General features: G+C 61.6%; 23 protein-coding genes and 2 pseudogenes. 2 read left to right on the top strand and 23 right to left on the bottom strand.

Annotated features, from left to right (window positions below):
• Positions 1-1,110: 1,110 nt before the first annotated feature.
• The 4 genes and pseudogenes from nifW to nifH all read right to left on the bottom strand — a co-directional run bounded on the left by nifW (position 1,111) and on the right by nifH (position 4,492).
• Positions 1,111-1,443, bottom strand: coding sequence for a nitrogenase stabilizing/protective protein NifW (gene nifW / locus IVB32_RS28395; RefSeq protein ID WP_247285952.1), 333 nt, complete (start codon positions 1,441-1,443; stop codon positions 1,111-1,113).
• Between the two features lie 118 nt (positions 1,444-1,561).
• Positions 1,562-2,228 (bottom strand): annotated as a pseudogene (locus IVB32_RS28390) (hypothetical protein); the annotation flags it as partial.
• A gap of 586 nt (positions 2,229-2,814) precedes the next feature.
• Positions 2,815-3,543, bottom strand: a complete 729-nt coding sequence (locus IVB32_RS28385; RefSeq protein ID WP_247285951.1) for a nitrogen fixation protein NifQ — start codon at positions 3,541-3,543, stop codon at positions 2,815-2,817.
• Positions 3,544-3,601: 58 nt separating this feature from the next.
• Positions 3,602-4,492, bottom strand: coding sequence for a nitrogenase iron protein (gene nifH / locus IVB32_RS28380; RefSeq protein WP_026233535.1), 891 nt, complete (start codon positions 4,490-4,492; stop codon positions 3,602-3,604).
• Between the two features lie 523 nt (positions 4,493-5,015).
• Between nifH and IVB32_RS28375 the strand changes: the two genes are divergently transcribed.
• Entirely contained in the window at positions 5,016-5,570 is a 555-nt protein-coding gene (locus IVB32_RS28375) for a peroxiredoxin (RefSeq protein WP_247285950.1), read from the top strand.
• Positions 5,571-5,895: 325 nt separating this feature from the next.
• Here IVB32_RS28375 and IVB32_RS28370 read toward each other — a convergent pair whose 3' ends face one another.
• From IVB32_RS28370 to IVB32_RS28310, 13 genes are all read right to left on the bottom strand, one after another.
• Positions 5,896-6,045, bottom strand: coding sequence for a hypothetical protein (locus tag IVB32_RS28370; RefSeq protein WP_247285949.1), 150 nt, complete (start codon positions 6,043-6,045; stop codon positions 5,896-5,898).
• A 418-nt stretch (positions 6,046-6,463) separates the two neighbouring features.
• On the bottom strand, positions 6,464-6,799 hold the full coding sequence (locus tag IVB32_RS28365; RefSeq protein WP_247285948.1) for a hypothetical protein: 336 nt from the start codon (positions 6,797-6,799) through the stop codon (positions 6,464-6,466).
• A 556-nt stretch (positions 6,800-7,355) separates the two neighbouring features.
• Complete coding sequence (locus tag IVB32_RS28360) at positions 7,356-7,538, bottom strand: hypothetical protein (RefSeq protein ID WP_247285947.1); 183 nt, start codon at positions 7,536-7,538, stop codon at positions 7,356-7,358.
• A gap of 138 nt (positions 7,539-7,676) precedes the next feature.
• A complete protein-coding gene (locus tag IVB32_RS28355) occupies positions 7,677-8,036 on the bottom strand; it encodes a hypothetical protein (protein ID WP_247285946.1) in 360 nt (119 codons plus the stop codon).
• Between the two features lie 11 nt (positions 8,037-8,047).
• Complete coding sequence (locus IVB32_RS28350; protein ID WP_018457702.1) at positions 8,048-8,287, bottom strand: nitrogen fixation protein NifZ; 240 nt, start codon at positions 8,285-8,287, stop codon at positions 8,048-8,050.
• Positions 8,284-8,604, bottom strand: a complete 321-nt coding sequence (locus tag IVB32_RS28345) for a nitrogen fixation protein NifZ (protein ID WP_018457701.1) — start codon at positions 8,602-8,604, stop codon at positions 8,284-8,286. The genes IVB32_RS28350 and IVB32_RS28345 overlap by 4 nt, the downstream gene beginning before the upstream one ends.
• Positions 8,605-9,713: 1,109 nt before the next feature.
• The gene (locus tag IVB32_RS28340) at positions 9,714-9,935 is read right to left on the bottom strand and encodes a 4Fe-4S binding protein (RefSeq protein ID WP_247285945.1); all 222 of its coding nucleotides are present in this window, start codon (positions 9,933-9,935) and stop codon (positions 9,714-9,716) included.
• Between the two features lie 15 nt (positions 9,936-9,950).
• Positions 9,951-11,507, bottom strand: a complete 1,557-nt coding sequence (nifB, locus tag IVB32_RS28335) for a nitrogenase cofactor biosynthesis protein NifB (RefSeq protein WP_247285944.1) — start codon at positions 11,505-11,507, stop codon at positions 9,951-9,953.
• Between the two features lie 620 nt (positions 11,508-12,127).
• The gene (locus tag IVB32_RS28330; protein ID WP_247285942.1) at positions 12,128-14,245 is read right to left on the bottom strand and encodes a prolyl oligopeptidase family serine peptidase; all 2,118 of its coding nucleotides are present in this window, start codon (positions 14,243-14,245) and stop codon (positions 12,128-12,130) included.
• A gap of 474 nt (positions 14,246-14,719) precedes the next feature.
• Positions 14,720-14,941 (bottom strand): putative nitrogen fixation protein NifT, encoded by a 222-nt coding sequence (gene nifT / locus IVB32_RS28325; protein ID WP_018457694.1) that lies wholly within the window; start codon positions 14,939-14,941, stop codon positions 14,720-14,722.
• Positions 14,938-16,131, bottom strand: coding sequence for a cysteine desulfurase NifS (nifS, locus tag IVB32_RS28320; protein WP_247285940.1), 1,194 nt, complete (start codon positions 16,129-16,131; stop codon positions 14,938-14,940). The genes nifT and nifS overlap by 4 nt, the downstream gene beginning before the upstream one ends.
• An 18-nt stretch (positions 16,132-16,149) precedes the next feature.
• Positions 16,150-16,443 carry a NifU family protein gene (locus IVB32_RS28315; protein WP_247412043.1) on the bottom strand — a complete coding sequence of 98 codons (294 nt, stop codon included), beginning with the start codon at positions 16,441-16,443 and terminating at the stop codon, positions 16,150-16,152.
• A gap of 39 nt (positions 16,444-16,482) precedes the next feature.
• Positions 16,483-16,803, bottom strand: coding sequence for an iron-sulfur cluster assembly accessory protein (locus tag IVB32_RS28310; RefSeq protein WP_247285938.1), 321 nt, complete (start codon positions 16,801-16,803; stop codon positions 16,483-16,485).
• A 328-nt stretch (positions 16,804-17,131) separates the two neighbouring features.
• Between IVB32_RS28310 and IVB32_RS28305 the strand changes: the two genes are divergently transcribed.
• Positions 17,132-17,722 (top strand): hypothetical protein, encoded by a 591-nt coding sequence (locus tag IVB32_RS28305; RefSeq protein ID WP_247285937.1) that lies wholly within the window; start codon positions 17,132-17,134, stop codon positions 17,720-17,722.
• Between the two features lie 728 nt (positions 17,723-18,450).
• Here IVB32_RS28305 and IVB32_RS28300 read toward each other — a convergent pair.
• From IVB32_RS28300 to IVB32_RS28275, 6 genes and pseudogenes are all read right to left on the bottom strand, one after another.
• Positions 18,451-18,660 carry a hypothetical protein gene (locus IVB32_RS28300; protein WP_247285936.1) on the bottom strand — a complete coding sequence of 70 codons (210 nt, stop codon included), beginning with the start codon at positions 18,658-18,660 and terminating at the stop codon, positions 18,451-18,453.
• Positions 18,661-19,778: 1,118 nt separating this feature from the next.
• Positions 19,779-20,828 carry a type 2 isopentenyl-diphosphate Delta-isomerase gene (gene fni / locus IVB32_RS28295; RefSeq protein WP_247285935.1) on the bottom strand — a complete coding sequence of 350 codons (1,050 nt, stop codon included), beginning with the start codon at positions 20,826-20,828 and terminating at the stop codon, positions 19,779-19,781.
• An 85-nt stretch (positions 20,829-20,913) separates the two neighbouring features.
• Positions 20,914-21,815 (bottom strand): annotated as a pseudogene (locus IVB32_RS28290) (hypothetical protein).
• A complete protein-coding gene (locus IVB32_RS28285; RefSeq protein ID WP_247285934.1) occupies positions 21,812-23,362 on the bottom strand; it encodes a hypothetical protein in 1,551 nt (516 codons plus the stop codon). The pseudogene IVB32_RS28290 and the gene IVB32_RS28285 overlap by 4 nt, the downstream one beginning before the upstream one ends.
• A gap of 281 nt (positions 23,363-23,643) precedes the next feature.
• Positions 23,644-24,642: a polyprenyl synthetase family protein gene (locus tag IVB32_RS28280; protein ID WP_247285969.1), complete on the bottom strand. Its 999-nt coding sequence runs from the start codon at positions 24,640-24,642 to the stop codon at positions 23,644-23,646.
• Positions 24,643-24,790: 148 nt separating this feature from the next.
• Positions 24,791-26,128 (bottom strand): cytochrome P450, encoded by a 1,338-nt coding sequence (locus IVB32_RS28275; RefSeq protein ID WP_026233421.1) that lies wholly within the window; start codon positions 26,126-26,128, stop codon positions 24,791-24,793.
• Positions 26,129-26,132: the final 4 nt, after the last annotated feature.

Raw genomic sequence — 26,132 nt, 5'->3', positions numbered from 1 at the left:
AATTCGCGCGTGAAGATTGCTTCAGTTAAGAGTTCGGCCGCGTGCCCGCCGCCATTTTTTCAACACTGCCTGGCAGCAGCGCGGGGCCCAGACACCCGTTGCTGGACCTTTGTCGACGAGCCCGGAAGCACCCCGCTTGGGCGTTCTTTCCCGGTTCGGCATTCTGGGCCACCGTTTGGCATTGGAACTAGTGAGGCACGCAACCGCGCGGTCACTCGATCCGATCGATTGGTCCTCCTCATCTTCGAGATGCAACCGAGTTGGAACAGACCGAGGACCTGCCAGAGGCTCGGCTGGTCCTATTGTCGGCCGCGAGCTTGCCGGTGAAAACGCGATCCATTGCTCCGAATGCCCTCGCAATATTTCCGATTGCAGCGACACGCCCGCAACTCTTGGCGAGGGCACGAGGGCCGGCGGTGAAGCCGCCCGTCAACGGCGCCGCGCGACCAGCGCCGGAGAGCAAGGGCGCCGCCCGCAAAACCTCGGCCATAGATCGGCCAGCGGGAGTGATTTCGTCCACGAATCTTTGGCGCGGATCAAGCGCAGCTTTCAGCTCAGCCGGGCCGGAATATGCAACCATCGCTTTGGCGTCGCGACGTATCATGGTGTCGACAGGCAGCGCGCGCGAAACTGCGCGGCGTCAAAAACAAACTCGATGCGGACCAAGATGTGCATTCGTTTCTCCAGACTAGCTGAGTAAATGTCAGCAATTGTCGTACCAATTGCGCAGACGATGAAAATTGACCGCCAATACAGAATCTTACTGAAGGAAATCGGATTGGCAGCCTCTCACGAGGATCGGAACATTCGACACGGTGCTGGACCTATGTCCAGAATGCGACAGAAGACAGTCATCCGCATCTTGGTGCTCTTTCCTCGCCAAATATGTGCTCCCCGCTGCCGGCGTACAATTGCAGGAGATAGGTGCACCATGGGCACCAGCTTGAAACGACGGAAATATCAGCGCTGAGCCGTGATTGGCTCTTAGGGAGCCGAGTGTCCAAGCTGCGGACCCGCGGCCGTAACTGCAACTTGCGTTTGAATTCGACGCCCTGGGTGGTTGGCAGGTTCTCTGAACCTTCACGCTCCAGAGCACGATATAAACTGAATTCACTCCAAAGAACCGAGCTGCACCAATGCTGGATGCTTGTTCGATTGTGGTGCGGCCGCATCCTTCAAGACCTTGAACACGCGCTGTTCGATCGGGGAGGACGTGACGAAATCGGCATAGGCGCGCTCGAGCGTGGCCTTGCAACGCGAGGCGATGTCGGGATCGGATGCACCGGTAAACTCCTCGCCCGCGAGATATTCACCCATGCGACGCAGAATATGAAGCCGCGCCACGTCGATGATTTTCGCATCGTACTCGACGCCGAGCAGTGCAAAAAACTCCTCTGCCGCGGAGGCCTTGTTCAATTGCGAAAGGATCCCGTCCGTCGTCATTCTCAACCTCCATCTAGATCCGCGACCAGAAGCCGTCCTGGCCCGAATGTTCCAACCTGATCGCGCGAAGCGCATGGCTGACCACCTGATCGCCTCCGTTGAGGAGCGATCTCTCATGAATGTCGCGCCACATCGCCACCACCGTTTCCTCGGAAACCGGGCCTTTGTGCTCGACGGCATGCTTACGGACGCGCGCGAGAATGGTTTGGGTTTCGTCGGCGGTGACCGAAAGCTGCAAGTCGGACAACAGCGAAGTGATAGCGGCAAGCTCTGAATGCTCGCCGATCACAATGCGGTGGGTCGATCAGGAAGTTGACATCGGCACGCGAGGAGTCTTCGCCACCTAGCGCGACACCCAGTCCCTTGTCGCGAGCGTGGGCCACGACGCGCTTCACCCGCTCCAGCACGGCCAAACGGCGCCACCGAGTTTCGCCGCAATCTGCGCGTCCGACGATGGAATCGATAGGATTACCACCGAAACACCGGCCTCGATCTCCGCATCGACATCCGCGGGTTTTATCTGGCACCAGCCGATGATCGTGGCCGCGAGGCCAGCTTCGGCGACCGCTCGGATCGCGGCAATCTCTTCCTGACCCATCGCCGGCGTGCCGGCCTCGATCTCCGTGACTCCGGCCGCGGCCAGCGACACGCGCCATCGAGACATTTTCCGGTGTCGCGAAGGCCACGCCCGGTGTCTGTTCGCCGTCGCGCAAGGTGGTGTCATTAAGGACTATGGACCTCGACTGATCTTTGTCGGGCGCGGTGATTGCGGCAGCTAACGCCATCAGCGGCTCCGTAGGTTTATTCCGGAAGCTGTACAGCAACTGCTGTGCCAAACCGCTCGAATTCCCGAGAACTTGTGAATGACGTCGAATTTCAGATTAGTCCGGTGTGTCGCAAATCCGCCAGGGTGGAAACGGCGGAGCGCCAGGTCCGGTGCGCTTGCGACCGAGCTGAAGGCAGGCGCCGAGCTTGGAAGCTTGGCAGCCGGGCAACGGTTCGGGCCTGACCTCAAGCTGCAACACTTCAGGGAAAGGCGCGTGCATCCCGGCGCTGATCGAAGAGGATTCTTGAGCCATCCGGTCGTCCAACCACAAGTCGTCGTTCGTAAAAAGTCAGCGGGCGCGATCGAGAGGGCGGATGTTGGCCTCGATCGCGCGTCAACATAGAACATTTGGGCGGTAAATGTGACGGTCGCATCCACCAGTTATCAAGCTCGATGATCAGGCGCCGCCGCGTCCTGCTTAGGCTGCCTGCGCGAAGTTGTTTACCCGGTGTCTTTTCAAACCCTCAGTCCGGTCATGTGACCGTTGGCCGAAAGCTGGTCCGATACACCGGGACTCGCGCCGAGGAGCGGGCATCCATATGAGCTCAGCCCTGCGAACTTCGGATGGCTTGGACGGGGTCATCGAGACGACGCAGATGATCCCGCCGGCGTCCGGCCATCCGGCTCTCCCCGCTCTCCTCGCCGAAGCAAAGATCAAAATCATTGCATTCCGTGCAGACCGGCGTGGTACACATCACCAGACCGTCATCTTCGCATAGCGTGCGATAGAAGAAGCGCTTCCACCGCATGTTCTTGGTGTTGCGAGCCGCCAGCGGCCCGAAATGGCGCATCAGGAGGCGGGACAATTCGTCACGCTCCCGCAGACCGAGATCTTCCCACAGGTGATTAGGCTCCATGGCGCGCCGCGCGATCATCGTCGCGAGCCAGCCGCCGACCTCTCCATGAGTGGAACGTTGCGCAAGCAGGAGGTCTCGCACCATAATCGTCTCGTCAGGAGCCGGTAACGCGGACTGTTCGCGCCAGGTACAACTCCTGATCGGCGTCGATGGAAAGTATTGCACCAACAGCGCATCGAGCTCCTGGTTAGTCAAGCCAGCCCATTCGGGAAGTTGGCCGCCATCCATAGCGGATGCGGCGAGAGCGCAAGCGAGCACATGGCGATCGAAATCGTTATCGTCGCTGATGTCGACTTCTGTTGGATGGCGCCCGGTCAGAAGCCCGTAGAGCTCACTCGCATCGCGCTGCTCGGCGACGTGAGCTGCTGATACAGGAGATGACACTGTATTGGCAAATTCGCTTTGTGTGCCAATCATAAAGGTCCCGCAGTGGACGATGTCGGCCTTCCCCGGTCGAGAAGGCCGACAAGATGAACTATGCCGAAACAGCGGCGAGCTCGGCGGCGGTCTTGCCGACCAGGCTCTCGTCGACAGGCTTGATGATGCCGTGCTCCATGAGCATATCCTCGAGCTCGTCCATGCTGATTGGCGTCGGGATGGCGCCTTGTCCCGCATTATTGTGGATCTTGGTCGCGAGATTGCGATAGTGATCCGCCTGCTTGGACTCTGGCGCGTATTCCAGCACAGTCATGCGGCGCAGCTCCGCGTGCTGCACGACATTGTCGCGTGGCACGAAGTAGATTAGCCGGCTGCCGAGCTTCTTGGCAAGAGCATCTGCCAGCTCCAGCTCCTTGTCGGTCTGGCGCTCGTTGCAGATCAGGCCGCCGAGGCGCACGCCGCCGGAATTGGCATACTTCAGAATACCCTTGGAGATGTTGTTGGCGGCATACATGGCCATCATCTCGCCGGACATCACGATGTAGATTTCCTGTGCCTTATTCTCGCGGATAGGCATCGCGAAGCCGCCGCAGACGACGTCGCCCAGCACGTCGTAAGAGACATAGTCGATGTCCTCATAGGCGCCATTCTCCTCCAGAAAGTTGATCGAAGTGATCACGCCTCTTCCGGCGCACCCGACCCCCGGCTCTGGACCGCCGGACTCGACACATCGAATGTCCTTGTAGCCGAGCTTGATGACGTCCTCAATTTCGAGGTCCTCAACGCTGCCGGCATTCGCCGCCAGACTCAGAATGGTGTCCTGCGCTTTGGCGTGCAGGATGAGGCGAGTCGAGTCCGCTTTGGGATCACAGCCGACGATGAGAATCCTTTGGCCCAGCTCAGCAAGAGCCGCCAGCGTATTTTGCGACGTTGTCGATTTGCCGATGCCACCCTTGCCATAAAACGCGATTTGTCTCAGCGAAGACATGTTGCTCTCCATCAACCGATTGCCAATTTTGCGCGCCGAACGCGCGAGGCTGTTTCTCTCTCAGAAACGTGGGCACATGGGTTTCGGGAAGGAGGCCATCGCTCGCCATCGGCGTCGGCGTGCCCTCAGCCCTCACTCCTTGTTGCTGCATTCAGTTAGCAACTGGCGTGCCATTCGTTCGCACGCGCGTTAAGCATCTGATTAGGCTTGACTAATAGCGCAGCGCCCGAGACCGGAAGCTGTGGTGGACCCGACAGCGGCAAGGGCTCTGACAGAAAACCGACAAAGCGGGGCGCGTGGATTCCCCTGCGAGAGGCGGGCGAAGGAGCGCGCAACGGGGAATGCCGGGCCGAGACAATTGAGGAGACCACACGGTGCAGATAGGGTCCGAGGACACCGCCATCATCAAAGGCGAATGTTCCACGACCGGCATGATGGGGCTTACCATCAGCGGGGTGGCATATCGCTTGCTTTGCCAGTCGCGGAACGCTGTTTCCGTGTGACGCGATGCTGTGAGGACAATATGCCTGGAATTGGAAGTAAGTTGCCGCCGTTCGACATCACAGGCGTGAAGCCCGGCTTTCACCTGCCAGAGGAGAACGGGCAGAGCGCCTTCGAGACGCTGACTGAGAGGAGTTTCCCCGGAAAATGGAAAATTATCTTCTTTTACCCGAAGGATTTCACATTCGTCTGCCCAACCGAAATCGCTGAGTTTGCTCGCCTGTCCAAGCATTTCGCCGATCGCGATGCAATCGTGCTTGGTGGCTCGACCGATAACGAGTTTTGCAAGCTCGCCTGGCGGCGTGAGCACAAGGATCTGCACCGTCTATCGATCTGGCAGTTTGCGGACACCAAGGGCGCACTGGTCGATGGCCTTGGAGTGCGATCGCGTGATGGCATCGCGCATCGCTACACGTTCATCGTCGATCCTGAGAACACGGTCCAGCATGTCTATGCGACAAGCCTCAATGTCGGCCGCAGCCCGACGGACACGTTACGCGTTCTGGATGCGATACAGACGGATGAGCTCTGCCCTTGCAACCGCGAAATCGGCGGCGACACGCTTAAAATTGCCTGAGGCAACATATCGAAAGTGCAGCAAGGAGCAGCTCCCGAATTAAGGACGTCAGATTCAATCGTTTCTGGATACGGACGATCTTACCGCAAATGCGGCCTGCTGCTAGCGAGTGCGGCATGCAATTCAATTCTCATTGCCACCATCGAGTCTACCGCGACCGCCGCGCTGTCCGCGCGCGGCAGTCGTGGCGGCGAATCGACAGTCTCGATGATGACGCTGAACAAGGTTCACCACCGCTCTTGCTCACCTCATAACAAATCCCGCATACAAGAGGATGCCGAGGCGGCTCCGCATGAACATACAAAATACTTGTACGCTTCTGCGCCTACTCGACGCACATCTCCTGCCGAAGTTCCTTTATGTTGTCGCCATAGGCCGGACCGCGGCTATTCCCTTCTTTCTGCGCCTTGCCGGCCGGCAGCATCATCGGAGCGATCTGCGTCAGCCGCAGGCCGCTAATGCTGTAGGCTGACATGCCGGCACCCACGGACTCGGGCCAAGCTCCCTCTTCGGGGCAACTAGGGTTCCAGTAGTCGCGCCTCGAGAAGGATGGAGGCAGAGGGAGATAGCTCAGCGCCGAATGACGTCTACCGGCCGGGATGATGATCCGCCGGCACGCTCGCGGACCGTATTTCCGGGCTCGATAAATCTATATTGACCGATGTAAGCCGCACTATGAGACGAACGAGTCGGGCTTATCAGTCCCTGATTAAAACCATGACTCGACGAGTTTTAGGCCAAGTGAGCCGGTCTATCAGGAAATCGGTCAGCTCGTTCATGGCGAGCTGACCCTTGGGCGCAGGGACCTGAAGCGATCGGGTGGCCTGGCGGTCGTAAGCCGCCTGGCCGTCTCGATCATCACGCCGGTCAATTTCCGAACATTGAGGCGGATCTCAGCGCTGGTGACCCAAGCCAATCCCCAAGGTACGTGCTTTCTGTCTTAGAGAGCCCTCGGATCGCTTCATAAGCTTTGAAACCCTAGCTACAGGGGTGCGGGCCTTTGAGTGCGCCTTGAGCAGCTTGACGTCATCCTTACTATACTCTTTGCGCTTGGTGCTTTTTGCCACGTGTTCTCCGATTTCGCTTTGCACATCTGCCTGGAGCGTCTTGTTTTTGGCGAAGACGCAACTGCTTCCCATTACCATATCAATGGTCATCGACAACCATTCAAGCGGATTTTTCTCTTTGAGATAAGAACTGGAACTACACGCGAATTTGTCCTCTGTCATCTGGATCTTTATTCGCGTGACAAACCTGATTTTCTACGTGCACGTCAGCGCCTTCAACATGGAAGCAAGCGATAGAGATGGGACACTCGATGCGTCTTCGAAACAACAACTCGAAAAGCGCTTCTGCTTGAACGCGCCGACTTCACTCAGTAGTTTGTAGTATGATATTTCCAAGCCCCAATACTATTGGTGCACTAGAGAGAGCGGATGGGCCGGGACAGTCGCACTGCCTCACTTGCGCGCGCATCATCAACCGGCCTTCACGGCGAGTGCACGGCGGTGGACCTAAGGGCGAGTACTCACAAAGGCACATCTTACAAAGCCTGAGCGTTATTCCTCGTCAGCAGATCGAGCACGGCTCGCTGATCCAAACTTCATCTACCGCAGTATCCTTGGTTTAATAAGCCACGTTGACGTTCCCAGGCGATTCCGTCCTCAGCGAACAGTTCTGGGAGACCATCGCCTGTCCCCGTCTTATGGACCCGATGGACGAGCGAGCGACCTGATCGTGATATTCCCGGGCCGGGCACTACGGCATGGCAAGCAACCCGCGGGCCTAGCCGTCCTGTGTGAGCTTGGCACCGGCAGGCGATTGCTTGATCGGTTTGCCAGAGCGCTTGGCCAGCACAATGCCGGCGCGCTGCGGATCATTCGTGATCTGTAGCAGTGACCTGGTGACCTTCACTGTCGAGTAGATGCAGGTCGAACCTCCAACCCGGCGGAACGGATTCTGCGTCATCTCGGACGCCTCGCAACAAATCCAGGCAAGATGTGGAGCTTTCTGCCGGAGCGTCAGGCAGGGCTCAGAGGCTGTATGAATAGCGGCGAGCGTCTACTCGATCTCCGTCAAGGCGCCTTCGAGCACCATCTCCACGATCTATTGCCAGAACAAACGTTCAGGGTCGGCGTTCAGAACCGCTGTCGCCAGGCCAAGCCGTTGATGGGTTGAATGCCACTCCCAAAGGCCCCTGCGGTGATCTTTGCGGAGCAGCTGCCATGCCGCCGCAGTCCTATCGTGGTGCAGCAGCGCGACGTCGACGAGGCCGCCCTCCGCATTGATATTGCCTGAGCAGCACGGGCTCTCGACCAGATAGCCACCAGCAACCGCTGTCACCTTTGGCGAGACATATCGGTAGTGCTCGCGGTTCTTCAGCGCGCGCACGATCCGCCACCGGTCGAGCTCGTTGGGATGCGCAGGCAATCCGGAATGATGTCGTCTGATGATTGCTGCGTTCATTGCGCGATGTCCTAGACTGCAGAGATTTCTGCCTCGAGGCAGCCAACCACCAACTGCTTGCCGAAGTCGACCATATAAATGGGTAGGTTCGCTCCCGTATGGCGACCGACCTGGACGATCTGACCAATATACCCGACGCTGACCAGACACTCTTCGGCCGACGCGCCGGGAAAGGAACCGTCGTTGAGCAGATCGATTGCCGCCTTGACACGTTGGCCTGACCGGTATTTTGGCGATCTTGGTTCGATCATCGGGGTGCCGCTCCTGGCAAGAACGGCTCCTCGCCTTCGTGGCTTGGCGAGACTAGATCGAGCTCCTTGCATTTCATGCCGACGCGATTGCCGGAGCCGAGGAATTCGACTCCATAAATATAAAATTGTTGCAGGAACGTGCCGATCGAGACGACATAGCCAAGCTCCCCTTTCTTGACCAGAACCTCACCGATCTCCTTGCCCACATAGGTGCCGTCGTTGCGGATGGTGCGGTTGGCCCGCACGTTGTCACCATAATCAAAGAAGGGGGCGTCCGTCAGCTCGACGATGTCACTATCACGGGCGATGTTGCTCATGCTGCCGTCCCCGCTCCATGGTTCAACTGTACCGCGCCTCGCGAGCGCCCGGGCTTACGAACCGCCCTATCATGATGCTCGATGGACCCCCTCCATTCCCGCACGGCGGCGCTTGGGGTCGCGGATTGCATGAGCCTGTCGGGATCCCGGTGCAGCAACATCAATGCCCGCAGCCTAAAATCGAGACGATCGAGACAACTATCCGTGAGCCCATCGTTGATGTTGAAGAAGCCGTCGACGCGGCACGCGCGTCTGTCATCGAGCCGGGCGTGCTTGAGCCGGCCGCGAGCCGCGTGCTTCAGCGCGGGATGCGCACAGCTGACAGAGTCGACCTGATTACCCCGCCAACCGAGGGCATTGTGGACGTGATCACTCACGGTCCCGCCCATACGCTCGCCCAACAACACCTTGGCGCTAGCATCGTCCGCCGGACAAAGCCCCAGCAGCCTCCGACAGTTGCCGTCCTTCGCCGGGTTGCCCGAGACGCACCTGCAAGTCGGCAATAGGCGTTGAGCGAGAACAGGAAGACCCGCACGAGGTGCTCTCATAGCAGCCGAATTCCAACTTGGTGGCGCCGACCGCACCGGTGGCAGGAAATTCGTTTCCGCATCACGTGATCGGGTCCGAACGCCCTGCCGTGGCGCAGGTGTATTTCTGCACCTTCATCGAGGTGATAGGATAGCCCTGTCGCCCTGTGATGATGCTTAGCCGGCTCGATACCGTGCGACCAAGACACGGCTCGGTGAGGACGCCCTCTCTCGGATGACCAACTGAAGAAGGCCTCGGGCATGAATGTCGCCTGTTCAATGATGGCCGCACATGACTGGATTGATATCGTGGAAGACGGGTCAGCCCTTTGTGGGTCCATCGGCGAAATTGATCCTTGACGCCCAAGACAGCGGCCTTCGGGTCGACAGGAATAGCTCGAGCGCTCCCGCCCACGTGCGCGTTGCCAGAATATGGGTCGACAACTGGCGAAAAGGTTAGCGACCAGGGAGAGCCGTCCACCCGGTCTGAGAAGGGGAAAGCCGTGGCCGGCGCCTCGTGAAGGCGGAGCATCATCCGCCCGAGTTTCTGAACGAGTGTCGTAGTGACATCCATCGTGGCCCTCAAGCAGCCTGGTGACGCGGCAGCGCCGTATCAAGCACGCATGTATTGTCAACCGGGCAAACCGCCACGCATTGGGGCTCATCAAAGTAGGCGGCGCACTCGGTGCATTTCTCAGGATCGATCAGGAAAATGCCGGCTCGCTCGGAAATAGCGAAGTTCGGGCACTGCGTTTCGCAGGCCGAACAGCCCGTGCATTGCGAGGCGATGATCTTGAACGGCATTGTCTGAACCCATCCTCAGGCGGCGGAAATCAGCGCATTGCGGCGGGCCGCCGGATCGACCCGCTCAATGTGCTTGATCTTCCCCTCATTGACTTTATGGAGATAGAGTTTGAACCAGGCGATCGCCGAGCCATCAATGAACTCCCAGGCGTACTGATCGACCGGTTCGATTCCGGCCTTGATCAATTCGGCCTTCGGGCAGCCGCCGATCTTTGACACGAGCACGGCATGGCAGTCGTTGATGGCATCGATGGCGATTTCGAGCTTGCTGTCCTCGCCATCGCCGCCCTGGCAATAGGAATGAATAGGACGATGGCCAACGAATTTTGCGCCCGAAGTTGAGAGCTCGTAGATCTGGAACTCCTTGGCATGACCGAAGTGCTGGTTGACCAATCCCGAGCCCTTGGTTGCAACCGCCACCAGCACCTTGATTTCGCTGGACGCGCTGGCAAGCCCAGCAAGCTGCTCCTGCTTGGCCGCAAGCTTTGCAATGCGCGCCTTCTCGACTTTGGCCTGATACTCCTTTCGGGCCTGTTCATCATATTTGATGTCCATGGCCATGATCTTTTCCATGGTGAACTCGGCGCCGCGGTCCTCCCCGAGCAGTCCGACGGCGTCGGCGCGGCACTGGCGACAGTGGCGCATCATGTTCATCTCGCTTTCGCAGCTATCCTGCAATGCTGTCACTTCCTGTGCGGTCGGGCCGCGTTGCCCGCTGAGACCGAACACGGTGCCGTGCTCGGGTGACGAAATCAGCGGCATCACGTTATGCAGGAAGGCGCCGCGCGACTTCACGGCCTTGTTAACCTCAACCAGATGCTGATCGTTAATCCCGGGAATCATCACCGAGTTGACTTTGCACAGGATGCCGCGCGCGGTGAGCATCTCCAGGCCCTGGAGCTGCCGATTGCTGAGGATGCTTGCAGCTTCAATGCCGGTGTAGCGCTTGTGGCGGTAAAAGATCCAGGGATAGATTTTTGCGCCAATATCGGGATCGATCATGTTGATCGTGATCGTCACGTGATCGACCTTAAGTCTTGCAATCGTGTCGACATGATCAGCTAGCGCCAGACCGTTCGTCGAGAGGCACAGCTTGATATCTGGCGCGAGTTTATTGACGAGCTCGAAGGTCTTGAATGTCTTGTCCGGATTCGCCAGGGGGTCGCCGGGGCCAGCAACGCCGACCACGCTCATCTGAGGGATGGCGGAAGCGACCGCCAGCACCTTCTTGGCGGCCTGCTCCGGCGTCAACTTCTCGCTGACAATGCCGGGGCGCGATTCGTTTGCGCAATCGTATTTACGATTGCAGTAATTGCACTGGATATTGCAGGCGGGTGCGACGGCGACATGCATCCGGGCATAATGATGGTGCGCCTCCTCGCTGTAGCAGGGATGGTTCTTCACCTTTTCCCAGACCTCATTTGGCACATTGCCGATGCCGGCCTGAGATCGGCACCTGGCCTTGTCGCTCCCACCGACCGTACCGCAGCTGTTGTGCTTAGCCATGACTTGCATGGTCTCGCTGATGTCGCTGCCGCCGCAGGCTACCTGGTGTTGCGCTGAAGTACTCATTTTTCCAATTCTCTTCGCAAGCCGAATCCCTCCAGCAAGCATCCCCAGAGTTCTGAAAAGGCAAGAGCAACTGGCGTGCCATACCTGCCACAAACGTATTTTGTGTTTCGCTCCAAGCAGTTAAGCATCGTCCGTTCGAATGTCCGTTTTACCAACTCATGTTCGAAAGCTGACAGAATTGCGATCACAACAGCGCCCGGCAGCGCTATTACGAGGGCGGTACGCTGGTTCATCTATGCCCTTGGGCAAAGACATGGCGGCTGGTGTCGTTGAAAGTTGATCTTGTCGCCGAAATGTGACGCGTATGCAAAGCACAATCCGCAAAAGACGTTCCGGACGCTTTGAAGGACAACTTGAACCGGCGATGCTTCCTAGATGCAGACAAGAAACCCGTTACCGACCTATGTCGTGAAGATCACGCGGGCCCTTTCCTGACACTCCGGACGCATTGTCGGGCAGGTGAAGAGAAACGCCTGGTGCCCAGAGTCCCGACGGCCACGAATTGGACCGTGCGTCCAAACGTTGGTAGGCATCTCGAATAGGTGGTGCGGGTGTGGACGCCTCAGATTCGTAAAGCTGCAGCCGCCTCGGTCGACATCGCACGAACTGCCGTCCAACAACTACACTACGTCGCTCCCGTCCTCGGTATCCAGCCAGCCGATCCTGCTCTTCAGGAAACGCAGGCCCAGCACCAACAAGCCGGCGTGCTCCCTGTTGTCCTTGCCACAGCCGTGGCCGCCGGCGGCATGCTCGTATAAATAAGCCTCATAGCCCATCGCCTGCAGCTTCGCTGCCATTTTGCGCGCATGTCCGGGATGGACGCGATCGTCCCGCCGCCTGGTGGCCATCAGGATCGGTGGATAGGACTGCCCGGGTCTTGCAGCATGATAGGCAGAATAGGTCTTCAGCCACTCCCACTCCTCAGCGTTGTCGGGATCGCCATATTCGGCGAGCCAGTTCGCCCCGGCGAGCAGTTTGGTGTAGCGGCGCATGTCGATCAGCGGGACGGTGCAGAACAGTGCGCCAAAGAGCCCAGGATATCGCGTTAGCATGTTGGTAATGAGGATGCCGCCGTTCGATCCACTCTCGGCCCCGATCCGCTTGGCCTGTGTCACGCCGCGCTTAACGAGATCGGCGGCGACGGCTGCGAAATCGTCATGCGACAATCTCTTGCCGGCCAGCCGGCCGGCGTCGTGCCAGCGCGTGCCGAACTCACCGCCGCCGCGCAAATTTGCCTGAACCGTGGTGCCGCCGCAGTCAAGCCAAAGCTTACCGAGCGCGGAATTGTAATACGGTTTCACGGACGTTCCAAACCCGCCATATCCGCTCAGATGGACCGGCGCGTTGCCGGTCTGTCTGACCGGGCCGGTCTGTAGGTAGGGAATTCGCTCACCGTCGATCGAGACGGCCTCGTGCCGCGTGACTACGCAGTGCTCCGCGGCAAACGTCTTCGGCGCCTGCTTCAGCACGGCGGGACTGCCAACGCCGCGCTCCAGCAGGATGAGGGACGGCGGGGTGAGCGGATCCTCGACGTGAGCCAGCAAGTCGCCATTGCTCTCGGACGGATCGCGATCGAGAGACCAGATGTCGACGACGCCAAGATCAGGAAGCCCGCCCAATTGCTCGCGGTTCCAGCGATGATCGGATGGCGTGCAGATCTCGAACACTGGGCGGAGTTCGTCGAGAATGCAAAGCACAAGCTTGCCCGCACTCCAAAAGAAGCTCTGCAGCGCACGGCGCGGGCCCGGCTCGAATAGAATGTCGAACTGGCGGCTGCCCGCCAGGAATGCCGGCAGCGCGATGACGAGCACCGTATCCGCGGCATAGGTCTGCCCTGCCACAGACCAGGATTCGCGCGGCTTCAGGGCAAGCCAATTGCGATGCGACCGCATCCAGATGTTACTTGGCAAATCGAGCCTCGTCTTGGCTCCCGTTTCATCGCCCAGCCAGACCACGCAATTGGAGACGTCTGTCGCATCGAGGAACCAGATCCTGGGCGGCACGACAGTGTCGTCAACACTGCAACCGACTGACACATGAGCGGCCTTGGTCTCAAAGATCACTGCCGCGTTGTCAACATGCGTACCACGCCGCCACAGCCTCACCGTGCGCGCATAGCCGGTGGTCGCGGCCATGCCGTCACCATGGGAGCTTAACAACACCAGCGTATCAAAATCGAGCCATACGCCGCTGCCTTTGGCTTCCGGCAAGACAAAGCCGTCGTGGATGAAGAGCTTCGTGTCTGAGTCGAATTCACGCAAGGTGACGGCATCGCTTCCGCCGCGCGATAGACTCAAGATCCATCGCGAGTGATCTCCAGGCGGTGCGGCCGTGGCTTTCAGAAGCCAGTCTTTGCCTTCGCTGACCGCAAGTTGATCGAGGTCGAGCAGGATGTCCCATGATGGCTTCAGCCTGCGATACTCTTCCAGAGTGGTTCGCCGCCAGAGGCCGCGTGGATTATTGGCGTCCCTCCAGAGATTGTAGAGATACTCGCCGCGCCGGCTGACATAGGGGATATTGTCAGGTCGGTCGTAAATCGCCGTCAGCGCATCTCTGTCTCGTTCGGCTGCGGGTCCGCCAAACACCTCCAGGGTTCTGCTATTCTGCCGCTCGACGAAGTTCAGCGCCCGCGCGCCTTCTATTTGTTCCAACCACAGATAGGGATCATCGTCAGGAGCGGAGGGCGTTGGCCTTCCAGTTCGCGAGTCGTCGACGCTCCTTGTATGACGATGCGTCATTTACAACCTTAGTCTTCGCGCAATTCGACTGATTCAAGGATTTGCATCGCGACCGTTGCATCACGATTTGCGAGCTACGACTTGGCCCGGTGCGAGATCCAATCCTCTCGAAACTGTATCTTGCGGAGTTGCAGCGATTGGCCTGACGCTGTGAAGATGTGCGGAATGTAACGACCGGGCTGGCGATGTCAGCACAATGGGCCCTCGCGAGGCCTCCCCGGCAACGCCATCTCGCTGGCCCAACAGTGCAGGCCTAGGCCGAGTATTGCGTTTGACACCATGCGTCGGCGCCATCTTGGGTCCCAAGGACGGTTCGACCGCTTCCGGAGTCATCGGCAGGTTCGGCTGGAACCTTCGACCACGCCAAGCCAAAGCCAGGGATTGATGGCCTTCCTCGCAAAGGCCGGACCGCTACGCCAAGAACAGCTTCCGCATCCGCTGGTTTGGCGAGGTTCTGTGGAGTCGCAGCATTCATCATTCGGTTGCTTCGCCGCCGCGCTTTCTGGCATTGATCGTAATTGGAAGGATGGTGTCACTCGCCATCGCGGGTAGGTCGAGCACCCACCCGTTCGCGATTCTAATCCAACCACCCCACAGCGTCTCGTGCTCACATTCGACAATCGACTCCTCAAGATCCTTCTTGGGCACATAAATCGAAAGCCCCGTCTCGGGCGAACGGCGAATCATGACCTTCATAGGAGCTCCGCAACTTGTGAGCTCTCGCCCGCGCGCTCCTGACACGCACGCCACAAGGCTCTCTGTTTGGCATTGATGTCCGCCAGGACTTGCAGAACACGATCGATCTCATCCGGCGCCGTCTCGCGCGACAGCGAGAAGCGAACCGCACCGCGCAAAAAGGCCGGTGGTACTCTCATCGCGCGCAGGACATGGGACGGCTCCATCGAGCCGGACGCGCAGGCTGAACCGAGCGAGGCGGCAATTCCGTTGCGGTTCAGGTGGTCGACGATGGCCTCTGCTTCGAGATGCTCGAATGCGATGTTGGACGTATTTGGCAAGCGGTTCTTGATATCACCAAGCACGATGCAACAGCCGAGAGCGAGTATGCCTTGCTCCAGCCGGTCGCGAAGCATGCCAATCTGCGTCTGCTCTTGTATGAGGTGTGCCGCAGCGAGTTCCGCCGCCTTGCCCAGCCCAATAATGCCCGGAACGTTTTGGGTGCCAGCGCGGCGATGCCGCTCCTGTGCGCCGCCGAAGATCAGCGGTCGGAACCTGGTGTCCTTGCGCACATACAGCGCGCCGATCCCCTTCGGACCATGGAGCTTATGGCCGGAGAGCGACAGCATGTCGACGTCCGTAGTCTTCAGGTCAATCGGAATCCGCCCGACCGCCTGGACCGCATCGGTGTGAAAGAGCGCGCCGACTGAGCGCGCCATCTTGGCGAGGGATTTCACCGGAAAGATCGTACCGGTCTCATTATTGGCCCACATGACCGAGGCGATTGACGTCCGCCTCGACAATGCGTTGCGATAAGCCTCGATGTTCAATCGGCCGCTTGCATCGACCGGAATGACATGGGTCTTGATTCCGCGTCGGCCCAGCTCCTCGGCAAGGGACAACACGGCTGGATGCTCAACGGCCGTAGTGACGATCTCGTCGCGTCCCTCCTGCACGGCGAGCGCGGACAGGATCGCGGTGTTGTCGGATTCAGTCGCGCCCGAGGTGAAGACGATCTCGTGATCGAATGCCGCGCCAACGAGGGCCTGCAGCTTCCGGCGCGCTTGTTTCAATGCGAGCGCAACCTCAGTGCCGAATGCATGCCCGGACGACGCATTGCCGAATTGCCCAGAGAAGAACGGCAGCATTGACGCGACTACCGATGGATGTGCACGGGTCGTCGCGTTGTTATCCAGGTAGATCAGCTGCACGGACTGTCCGCTCTGCACTTAAGGCCCCTCTTTGGCAGCCGCGGCGAGCGGGATCAGGCGGACGAACTCGCCGAGCCGCTCGATCAGGCGCGCCTGATTGGCCGCGAGCGTCGTTCTCGCGAGCTTGCATAACATGCAGGCGCCGGTGAGCCTGACCATGATCTTGTTGCCTTCGATTTCGACGAGCTCACAATCCCCACGATCACGCCTGAGGCTTGGCCGAATCTCATCGAGCACGGCACGGACAATCCGCTCGCGATCGGAAGCCTCTGCACTCGAAGACTGCTTCGTTCGTTCAGCCTTCAGGCCCATGTTCGATGCTCCTTCCATTGCGAATGGTCCGAAGGCGGCTCAGCTGAACGATTTGCCGCAGGAGCAGCTCGATTTGGCATTTGGGTTATCGAAGCGGAACCCTGATCCTTCGAGCGACACCACGAAATCGATCGTGGTACCGTTGAGATGCGCCCGGCTCGCCTTGTCGACGAAGACTTTGATCCCGTCATGCTCAAACACGGGCTCATCGGAGACCGGCTCATGAGCAAGACCCATTTTGTACGTGAACCCTTGGCAACCGCCGCCTTCGACCATGACCCGCAAACCGCTTGCCGGCTGGGCCGTCGAGGAGATTGCGGCCTTCAGTGCGTTGATGGCGCTATCCGTTAGGCTGATCATTTCTGGCTCGCTCTCAGTTTCTGTCGGAGGCACAATTCGCAAATCCCATGCCAATCGAGATGCAGCTGAAGTCCATTGGTTTTGAACGCGGCGACCATTCGATTTGCGACCTGTCTGATTTGCGACAGGCGGTTTTCGGGCGTCCCGCCCTTATCCGGCCGAGACCTCGTGATGGTGCCAGCACGTATTATCCCTGCACATTGCGCCAATCCGCCGCTTACCGTGTGCGTCGCTGCAGACATGGGCGCACGGCAAACAACTTGCATAAGGTCAGCGGACACGCCGCATTGGCGATGCATGTACACGACAGATTGATGAGGAGCCTTCCATGACGTCGATCGACAACACCGCTCTTGGCCAGTTGGACAAGGAGGGGCGGTTGCTGAATGCGGTGCTTAAGACCGAGACAACGAAGCCGGGGCGATTTGGATTTCGGGGCGACATCGCGCTGAAGTTCCAAGCCCAGCTCGCCGACGAAAAACGACCGCCGGACTATTCCATTGAACAAGTTCTTGCAATCGCGCAGGAAGGCGAACCGACTATCCCAGTCCTTGCCGGATATCTGCATTCGTTCGGGTATCTACCTGAGGCTGCAAAGGTTCTGGATGGCAGGCTGAGCCCCAAAGGCAGCTATTTCATTTTCTGCAACAACATTGATCTGCTGGCGAAGTACCGCACCAAGATAGGCGACATCACCTTCCGCATTCTGCCTTGCGACGAATCAACTGTCTGGAAGGAGATGATGGACCTCGCCGGCGTCGACAAGAATGACATCAAGAAGCTCGGTACGGCCGGTAGGCTCGACTACCTGCTCGACGCGGCCAAGGACATCGGTGGATCATACAGGGAAGTTTCATACGAGGACGGCCTGGCCAAAATGGAGCCGGTGAAAAACAGAAGCGAAAACCGCCCCGTCTGAGGCAGACCTCTCTCTCGCCAGCTCGACGACTATGCCGCGGAGAGAGTCACCGCGCCCGCTTCACCGGGACTGGCTCTGACAAACCCTGGTGATGGACTACCGGCCTCCCTTTCGGGAGATCACACCGCCACTCTGCTAGTCGTGTGTCGGCCAAGAGCACTGTCGTCAACTGCACTGAGGGGCGGCTGGCCACGACCGTGCGCCTGACTGCATCCATGGGGATCAGGACAATCCAATGCTGATCGGCTGATGGTCGCGGTCACATTTCAGAGGGCGGATCGCCGATGTATGGTTCGGCTTTGGCGCTGTGCTCCAGGCCTTTGCCAGCCTGCGTGGCGCAGAGATGTCGCGCGTTCGATGCTCGCCAACCGATCAACGAGCTGCGCCCATGAATGATGGAGACCGAACCGAGGACTGAGTAACGCACACGTTTGCATCGTTCGAGAGAACCCAGGGAGCCAGTGTCAAGCGGTTTGCCTCGTACATGCAATTCCGCAGAGCCGTAAAACGCGACGGCGGGGTGCCGGTTGGTCGAGCCAGGCCAAGCGATAGCTGAGCAGACTTTGCCGCACGTCTTCAATGTTGTGAGAACGAAGCGAAGCTATGCAGCATGTCGCAACTGAGTCTGTCCTGGGAAGTTGCTCGAGGTCGCGAATCGCGCGGCCGACCCGCCCATCCCACAGACGCCACTTCACAGTTCTGACGTCCCTGCCGATGGCTGGAAGCACTCAAAAAGGGCCTGATCGGAATCGTACGATGCGATCGGCGATCTGCTGTATGGGCTGGATCTCCATGGCAATATGAAACCAGTCGATGATGTGGGTCGTTGGTTTCGGCATGGCGCGGGGCAGCCGCTTTAAGATTTCGGCCCCGTCCGAGATCACCGTCACATCCCCAAAGCCGCGATATTCCGACTTCCTAGAGAGGGCGAAGAGCACGATCGCGGATTGCCTGATGGTCGGTGCTGCCGGTTAAGAAATAGCAACCGCCCCTTTCTCCCCGTCCCCCGCGGGCGCATCTGGCCACGACGAGCTCGAAAATTCGCGCCGAATGTTGATCAGGCGCTACGAACGTACGCCGTATCGATGCTGATGACGAACTCTTTGCGCCGAGCTCCGGGAAGCTGCATCTCAAGGTGCCATCGGTCATCCGTTTGGGACCTCGCACGCCAGTTTCCTGCATGACCTGGTCGTCGAGCCGCTTGCCGATCCTGATCGTACCTTGCGCACGATCGCATGCGTCTCGGTCGGTTCAGTCGGCAGGAATCGGCCAGCACCTTTGGCGCCTGCCGCTAGGGCAGCATGCTTCCTAGCCGCGCCATCAGTTCCATCAGCTCCGGTGTCGTTCGATCGGCCTTGGATGGCAATCGGGGATTGCGAACCTCAATGGTGCCGCAGACGGTTCGGATCCGGCGTGTCGTCTAGTCGCTGACCGGTCGGAGTGTATGGCAGTCCGGGCAAAACCGGCGAGAAGGGCATATGTCTCCGCCTCATGATTCACGACCGCGCTCTGCAGCGCTGCCATGATCCGGCGCATCGACAAGCAAGATGTCGCCGTCGAACAGGCTCTCCCAGCTCTTTGTCTATGCGGACCTCCTCCGGCATGTGTCGTCAAATTCGTTCCGCCCTCGATCGTAACCTTCATTCCACCGCCACCGCTTTGTCTCAAAACGATGCTGACAAACTGCTTGAGCCTAACAACCTTGTTTGACACCACAGAAAGTCTCCTCACGACGGATCGCCCATGACTCGGGGTCGATCGCTACTCCTTCATTGCAATGGACTTGCACCATCTACTCCTTGCCGGTCTCCCGGCGCACCTTGTTCCGGCCCCGTCAGGGGCTCAGCTCGTTCGGCGTGGCCGATCACCCCGATCAAAGCATCGACATAGGCGCCGAATGCGGCTTCACTCTCGGCTGTCCAGTCGGGCATGGCGGGGCGCTTCCCTGGCACGAAGCAGCACCCGAGCAAATCCGCCACCACCGCGAATCCCCGCATCCGCGACTTTCTGGCTGAGTAAGACTAGGCGCCCGCCGCAAGTGCGGACGACGCCGCCATCAACCGGCGGGCAGATGCGCCGATGGCAACAAGCGCGCGTGACGCAACGCCGCCAGATCAGCCGAGCCGGTGCAGAAGCAGGCGACGGCCAACTGGCGGATGACGATCTCGAAATGCGCGACAACCGCCTCGGTGGATACCGTAGCCGCGCGCAGCACGCCGGCCGCCTGCCCGGCCATGTCCGCGCCCAGGCGAATGGCCTTGGCCACGTCGACGCCGTCGCGGATTCCGCCCGACGCGATCAGCTTCACCGTTGGCAGCGCCTCACGTACCGCCTGCAGGCTGGCTGGGGTCGGAATCCCCCAATCGGCGAACGCCATTGCCACTGTACGGTCGGCGGCATCGCGGGCGCGCTCGCCCTCCACCGCGGCCCAACTGGTGCCGCCGGCGCCGGCGACATCGATCACCGCCACGCCCGCCGCAACGAGCGCACAGGCCACCGAGGCGGACAGGCCCGACCCCACTTCCTTGGCCACGATCGGCACGCCCACGCTGCGCGCGGCGCGAGCGATCTGCGCCAGGACGGCGCGCCAGTCGCGGTCGCCCTCCGGCTGTAGCGCTTCCTGCAGCGGATTGAGATGGACGATGAGTCCATCGGCCTCCAGCGCATCTACCGCCCGGCGCGCCAGGTCCAGGCCGTCGGCCTCGCGCAGTTGCGCGGCGCCGATATTGGCCAGCAAGGGAATGTCTGGGGCTAGGCGGCGCAGCGCGCGCGTCAGCCCCTGGGAGTTGCGGGATTGCAGGCTCACGCGCTGCGAACCGACGCACATGGCAATCCCCAAGGCTTGCGCTGCCTCGCTCAGATGCCGGTTGATGGCCTCGGCGCGTGACATGCCGCCGGTCATGGAGCTGATCAGCAGCGGGGCGCGCATGGTCTTGCCCAGCAGCGAGGCGCGCAGGTCGATCTGCGTCAGGTCCAACTCGGGCAATGCGCAGTGTTCGAAACGGACGTACTCCCAACCGGGGGCGATCGTGGCCGGCGCCGTTCGTCGGTCCAGCACGATGTCCAGATGGTCGTCCTTGCGCCGGCTCAGGGCGGTGTCGCTCATGCTCGCTCCGTCCGTCGCATCGGGCGACGGCGTTGCGTCGGATCGGACCGACGGCAGCGCGCGCACGCCGCCGCCTCCCGCGCCTTCAGGCCGGCGCACGCTGGCCTCCCCCGCAGCGTCGCTGCGGTAGCGGCTGCTCGAGGTCTGGTAGTACTGCGCGCGGATGGCCGCCATGGCCTCGATCAACGGTCCCCACGGCGCGGGAAAGCGTTCTTCCGCCATCACCCGGTGCAGCATGCGCGTATGGCCGGCCAGCTCGTCGTTGAGGAACTCCACCGCAGGCATAGCCGGATAGCGCTGCAGCAGCAGGATCGCCGCGTTGTCGGCCTCGCCGGCCGACCTGTCCTTGTCGCGTCCATGCAGATCGTTGTGCAGGCGCCCTATCGCGCAGATGAGCCGCAGGACCTCGCGAAACGCCGGACGCGCGCGCAAGGTCGCCATGTCCAGCCCCCACAGCAACGACAGGCAACAGAACACGTTCGTGTAGGCGATCGAATCGATGCCGTTGTGCAGGTACTCGGCGTAGGACCAGCGTTCCGCCCCTACCGCCTGCGCGTGTCCGCCGCGCAGCGCCGCGCAGTAGCACCGGGTATCGTCAAGAAGCTGAACATAGTCGCGACGATCGTAGGCGAGCGCGGCCAGCGAAGCGCGCAGCACAGCGCAGCCCTCGAATCCGGGCAGCGCGCACGGCACGCCCTGCCCCAGCGCCTGCTCCACGGCAGCGAGCTGCTCCGGCGCGATCAGGCCAAGGTCGTTGCAATCGTCGAGCCAGAACAGCAGCGCCAGTTCGCGATAGAACGCCACGATCAGCGTTTCGTCGTGCGGATCGCGGCCGGTGCGGGCGCTGGTGTCGCGCAGGCTCGCCTGGATGCGCTGCAGGATGTACTGGCCGCCCCTGACCGCTTCCACGGCATGCTCGTCGGCGAACCCGGTCAGGGAACGCCCCCACTCCAGCACCTGCTGCAGCGCGCGTTCGGTCTGGATCATGGCGCCGCTCCTGCTCCCTCGGCCGGGACGCGCCGCCCCCAACCAAGCGCCAGCCACAACCCGGCGAGCTCGGCCACGCGCACGACCCGGGTGGGGCAATACAGTTCCTTACCGATCCACAGCGGCGTCTGCGGCAATGCATGCGCCGCATGGCGGGCGAGCATCCACTCGAGCGCACGCGCCACCGCCTGCGCGATGCGCCGGCGCCCTGTCGGCTCTTCGCTCCGGTCCATTGCGTACAACGCGAACAGCGCATAGGCGGTTTCCTCGAATGTGGACGCGCGACCGGCGCCCCAGCCGCCGTCGTCGCGCTGCGCCTGCAGCAGCGCCGCCAGCGCGCGCTCGTCGCGCCACTGGGGCTTGCCTTGCGCCAGCGCAGCGACCGCATGCGCGGTGGGATACAGCCACGAAACGTGCCATTTTTCGTTGTCCCATACACCATGCGGGTTGCGATTGGCCTCGACGTAGGCACTGGTCCCGGCGGCGGGCTTTCCCAACAGTCGCAACGCATGCAGAGCATGGATGTTGGTCGACACCGAGGCATTGCGCTCGCCGGGGAAGGTGACGAACAGCTCGCCGAGTTCGAAATGGCGTAACGCATCGACCGCCGGGTCGCGGCCTGCAAGGCGCAGGACGCACAGCGCAACGGCGGTGTCGTCCGCATCGGCCGCGAAGTGCAAGGCCGGGCCCAGACCGCGCACGCCCAGGCGCGCGTCGAGCTGCGCGACGATCACGCGCACCGCCTCGGCGAGCGCGGGATGCGCGAACAGCCCGGCCAGATGCAGGGTGTACAGCGACCAGCATGGCTCGAACACATTGATCGGCCAGACATTGGGAACGACACCTTCGATGCCGCTGCGCGTCGCCCGCGATGCCGCTAGCAGATACGCGTCGGCGCGCCCGACCTGCGGCGTGCTCCCCTGTGTCACGGCGTGCGCACGACACGCGGCGGTGGCCGCCGGACTGATGCCGATACTGCCGTCGTCATCCGGGCATGCGGTGCTCAGCGAGGTTCCCCAGGCTTCCCAGGAGTGCAGCAACGGATGGCCGCTCGGCAACGTCGCTACCGCCCCCAGCTTGACCAGGCACGCTTGCCGCAACGGCAACAGCGCCGGGTGGCGCGGAAACGCCACGCCGCCCAGTAAGGATGCGGCCTCGCCGCGCAACTGCGGCAGGATCAGCTCCGCGGCGATCGGCGCGTCTTCCGGCACCGTATGCGCGTAGGGATCGGGCTCGCGCTCGAGGAACCGTGTTGCAGCCTGGACTGCGTCGGCAGCGCCGGGAAGAGGATCGGCACGCTGCAATGCCAGCAACGCCGCCCAAGTGGGCGCATGGCGGAACAGCGGGAAGTCCGCGCTTCCCCATCCGCCATCGGCCTGCTGCTGCGCGATAAGCCATGCGTATGCGTCCTGCCGACCGGTGACGTTGCCGCGGAACTGTAGAGCTCGCGCCGTGTCATAGACCGACGGGCCGACGCTGCCGCCGTCGCTCATCTCGCTCAGCAGGTGGCGCAATTCGGAAAGGATCTGTTCGGAAAGCGCGTTCACTCGGGATTTTCCTTCTGCAGACGGTCCGGGCAGACGCCGCGCACGTCGCCGCGGGCCGGTCGCGGCCCCGCGCATGGGCAGCGCCGGACGGTCGCCCTGCTCCGGTGCGGCGACGCGCCGATGCTGGCGCCGGTCCGCCGCATAGGCTTGCGCGCAGCGCGCCGCGGCCGTTCTGGGCAACCGCTGCGATTGGCGCCGCGGACTCGGACACAGTGCAGCATGCATCGCTCCCGCCCGCCGATCGCAGCGGCACAGGGGCGACTCCACGCAGACGGGCGCGCTCATGCGCATGGCGCGTGCTTGAACAGATACGCGTTGGCCCGCAGCAGCATCTGCGCCAACCGTTCCGCACGCGGCCCCAGTGGGGCGATGGCCTCCCCGGCGTCGCGCAACAAATCCAGCGCGAACTGGCGCGCTGCCTGCAGCCCCATGATCGACGCGCAGGTCGGCTTCTGCGCCGCCGCGTCCTTGCCGGGGGTCTTGCCCAGCGTCGCGGTATCAGCTGTCGCGTCGAGAATGTCGTCGACCACCTGCAACGCCAGGCCGAAACAGGCGGTGTAGCGATCGAGCGCACAGTACAGCGCAGCGTGCGCGGCATCCTCGGCGATGGTGCATAGCGCGCCCATGCGAACGGACGCGCGCACTAGCGCTCCGCTCTTCATCCGGTGCATCGCCACGATCCTGTCCAGCTCGACGTGCTTTCCGACCAGCGACAGATCCATGGCCTGCCCGCCTGCGGCACCCTCGGCGGACACCGCCTGCGCCAGTTCGCGCACGAGCGCGATACGGTTGTCGGCCGGCACATCCAGGCTCGCCAGGGTCAGGAAGGCGTGCGCCTGCAGCGCATCGCCGACCAGGATCGCAGTGGCTTCGCCGAACTTGACGTGCACGGTCGGAAGGCCGCGGCGAAGCACGTCGTCGTCCATCGCGGGCAGGTCGTCGTGGACCAGGGTACAGGCATGGATCATCTCGATGGCGGCGCCGATGTCGTCGAGCATGTGCGCCGGCGTGTCGGCCAGTGCGCCGGCAGCCAGACAGAGCAAGGCGCGGGTGCGCTTCCCACCATTCAAGGTGGCGTAGCGCATCGCCGCCATCAGCTCGGCCTCACCATCGTCTTCGGCGCAGAGAAGACGCGCCAACGCCTGTTCGACCCGCTTTGCGCCGTCCTGCATCCAGATCTCCGGCAGCAGCCTGCCGGATGCGCCGCGCACCTGCGCGCCCAATCCGCCGAGCGCGGAAACGCCAGTTCGGTCGTCGTGTAGCGTAGAACCGGTCTGCATGTTGTTCATGTCCTTGTACCTGACACGGCCACGGCGAGCGCCGAGCCGCCGCGGTGTTGCCGGCGTCGCACCGAGCGCACGCGCCCAGTGCAGCAATGCCGCCCGTCGCCGGCGCCGCTGCCTCGCCACACGGGGATGCGATGCCAGCTCATGAGAAGCCGATGCGGATTGTCATGGACGGATGTGCGGTTGGGTAATAGCGCCGGCCTTTTTCGACGCCGCTCAGCAACCGTGGCCGCACCCCGGCCTTGTGCATGGTGAGCGCCAAGGCGATGCAGAACTGCACTAGTTCCAGCCATACCAAGTGGTAGCCGATGCAGACGTGTGGGCCGGTACCGAACTGCAGCATGTCCACCGGCTGGATCGGCTCCGTGCGTTGCAGCCACCGCGACGGGCGGAACTGATCAGGCGCCTCGTGCAGCAGCGCCGAGGTCGAGAAATGGAGCAGCGGGATGCACAGATGGGTGCCCGCGGGAATGCGCCGTTGGCCGAGTTGCAATTCCTGCAGCGCGCGACGCGGCAGGAGCGTGGCCGTCGGATGCACGCGCAGCGTCTCGCGGAACAGCGCCTCGGCGACCGGACACTGCGCCAGGTCCGCGTGCCGGGTCGGCACCGCGCCCACGCGTTGCGCCTCCTCGACCAGGGCGTCCCACAGCACAGGCTGCCGCGCCAGCTCGATCACCATCCAGGCCATCGTCGAGGCAGTGGTGTCGTGACCGGCAAGCAGCAGCAAGCGGATATTGGCGACCAGGACGTCGTCGGACATCCCATCATCGCTGCGATCGAAGGCGCTCACCAGGTCGTTGATCAACCCCGTGCGCGCGGCATGCGCGCGCACGTCGCGGACGAATTGGCGCAACTGTGCGTCGATCCAGTCGCGGGCGGCGCGGCCGCGCCGCAGGGGCAGTCCGGGCAGGTCGACCGGGGGCGCGACGATCAACTGCACCAGTTGCCGGTACTTGCGATGCCATTCCGGCAGGTCCTGCGCGGGGATTCCCAAGAGGCTGAAGATCAGCTTGAGCATCAGGTCGCCGGTTTCGCGCAGGATAGTTACGTCGCCGCGGTCGCGCCACGCCTGCACCCGCGCTCGGATGACGGGCACGAACAGGTCGCCGATGCCGGCCTGGGTCAGCCCCTTGGGCAGGAACGCCGCCTTGATCGCATCGCGCGCCTGCCGGTGCGCGCCGCCGTCCTGGGTAACCAACGTTCCGCCAAGCAATTCGGGCGCGATCTCTTCGATCAGCGCCGAGGACACGTCCTTGTGCCGGAGCAGTGCGAACGCATCCGGATCCACGCATGTCATCATGTGTCCGGCAGGGCCGAAATCCAGCCAGAAGTGGCTGCCCAGCATCCCTTCCGCGCGCCGCAGCAGGCGCGGCAGGTCGCAGACGATGGCGGGAAGATGCCCCACCAGGGGGAAAGCGCCGGGCACGACCGGGATGTCGTGCCGCAGCCGGTGCCGACGGTCCAGCGGGTTGAGCAGCATGTCC

It is taken from the genome of Bradyrhizobium sp. 23 (genome assembly GCF_023073295.1).
Lineage (GTDB): Bacteria > Pseudomonadota > Alphaproteobacteria > Rhizobiales > Xanthobacteraceae > Bradyrhizobium > Bradyrhizobium canariense_D.
The sequence above is the reverse complement of the archived record's forward strand: the minus strand, read 5'-3'. Positions and strand labels throughout refer to the sequence as shown.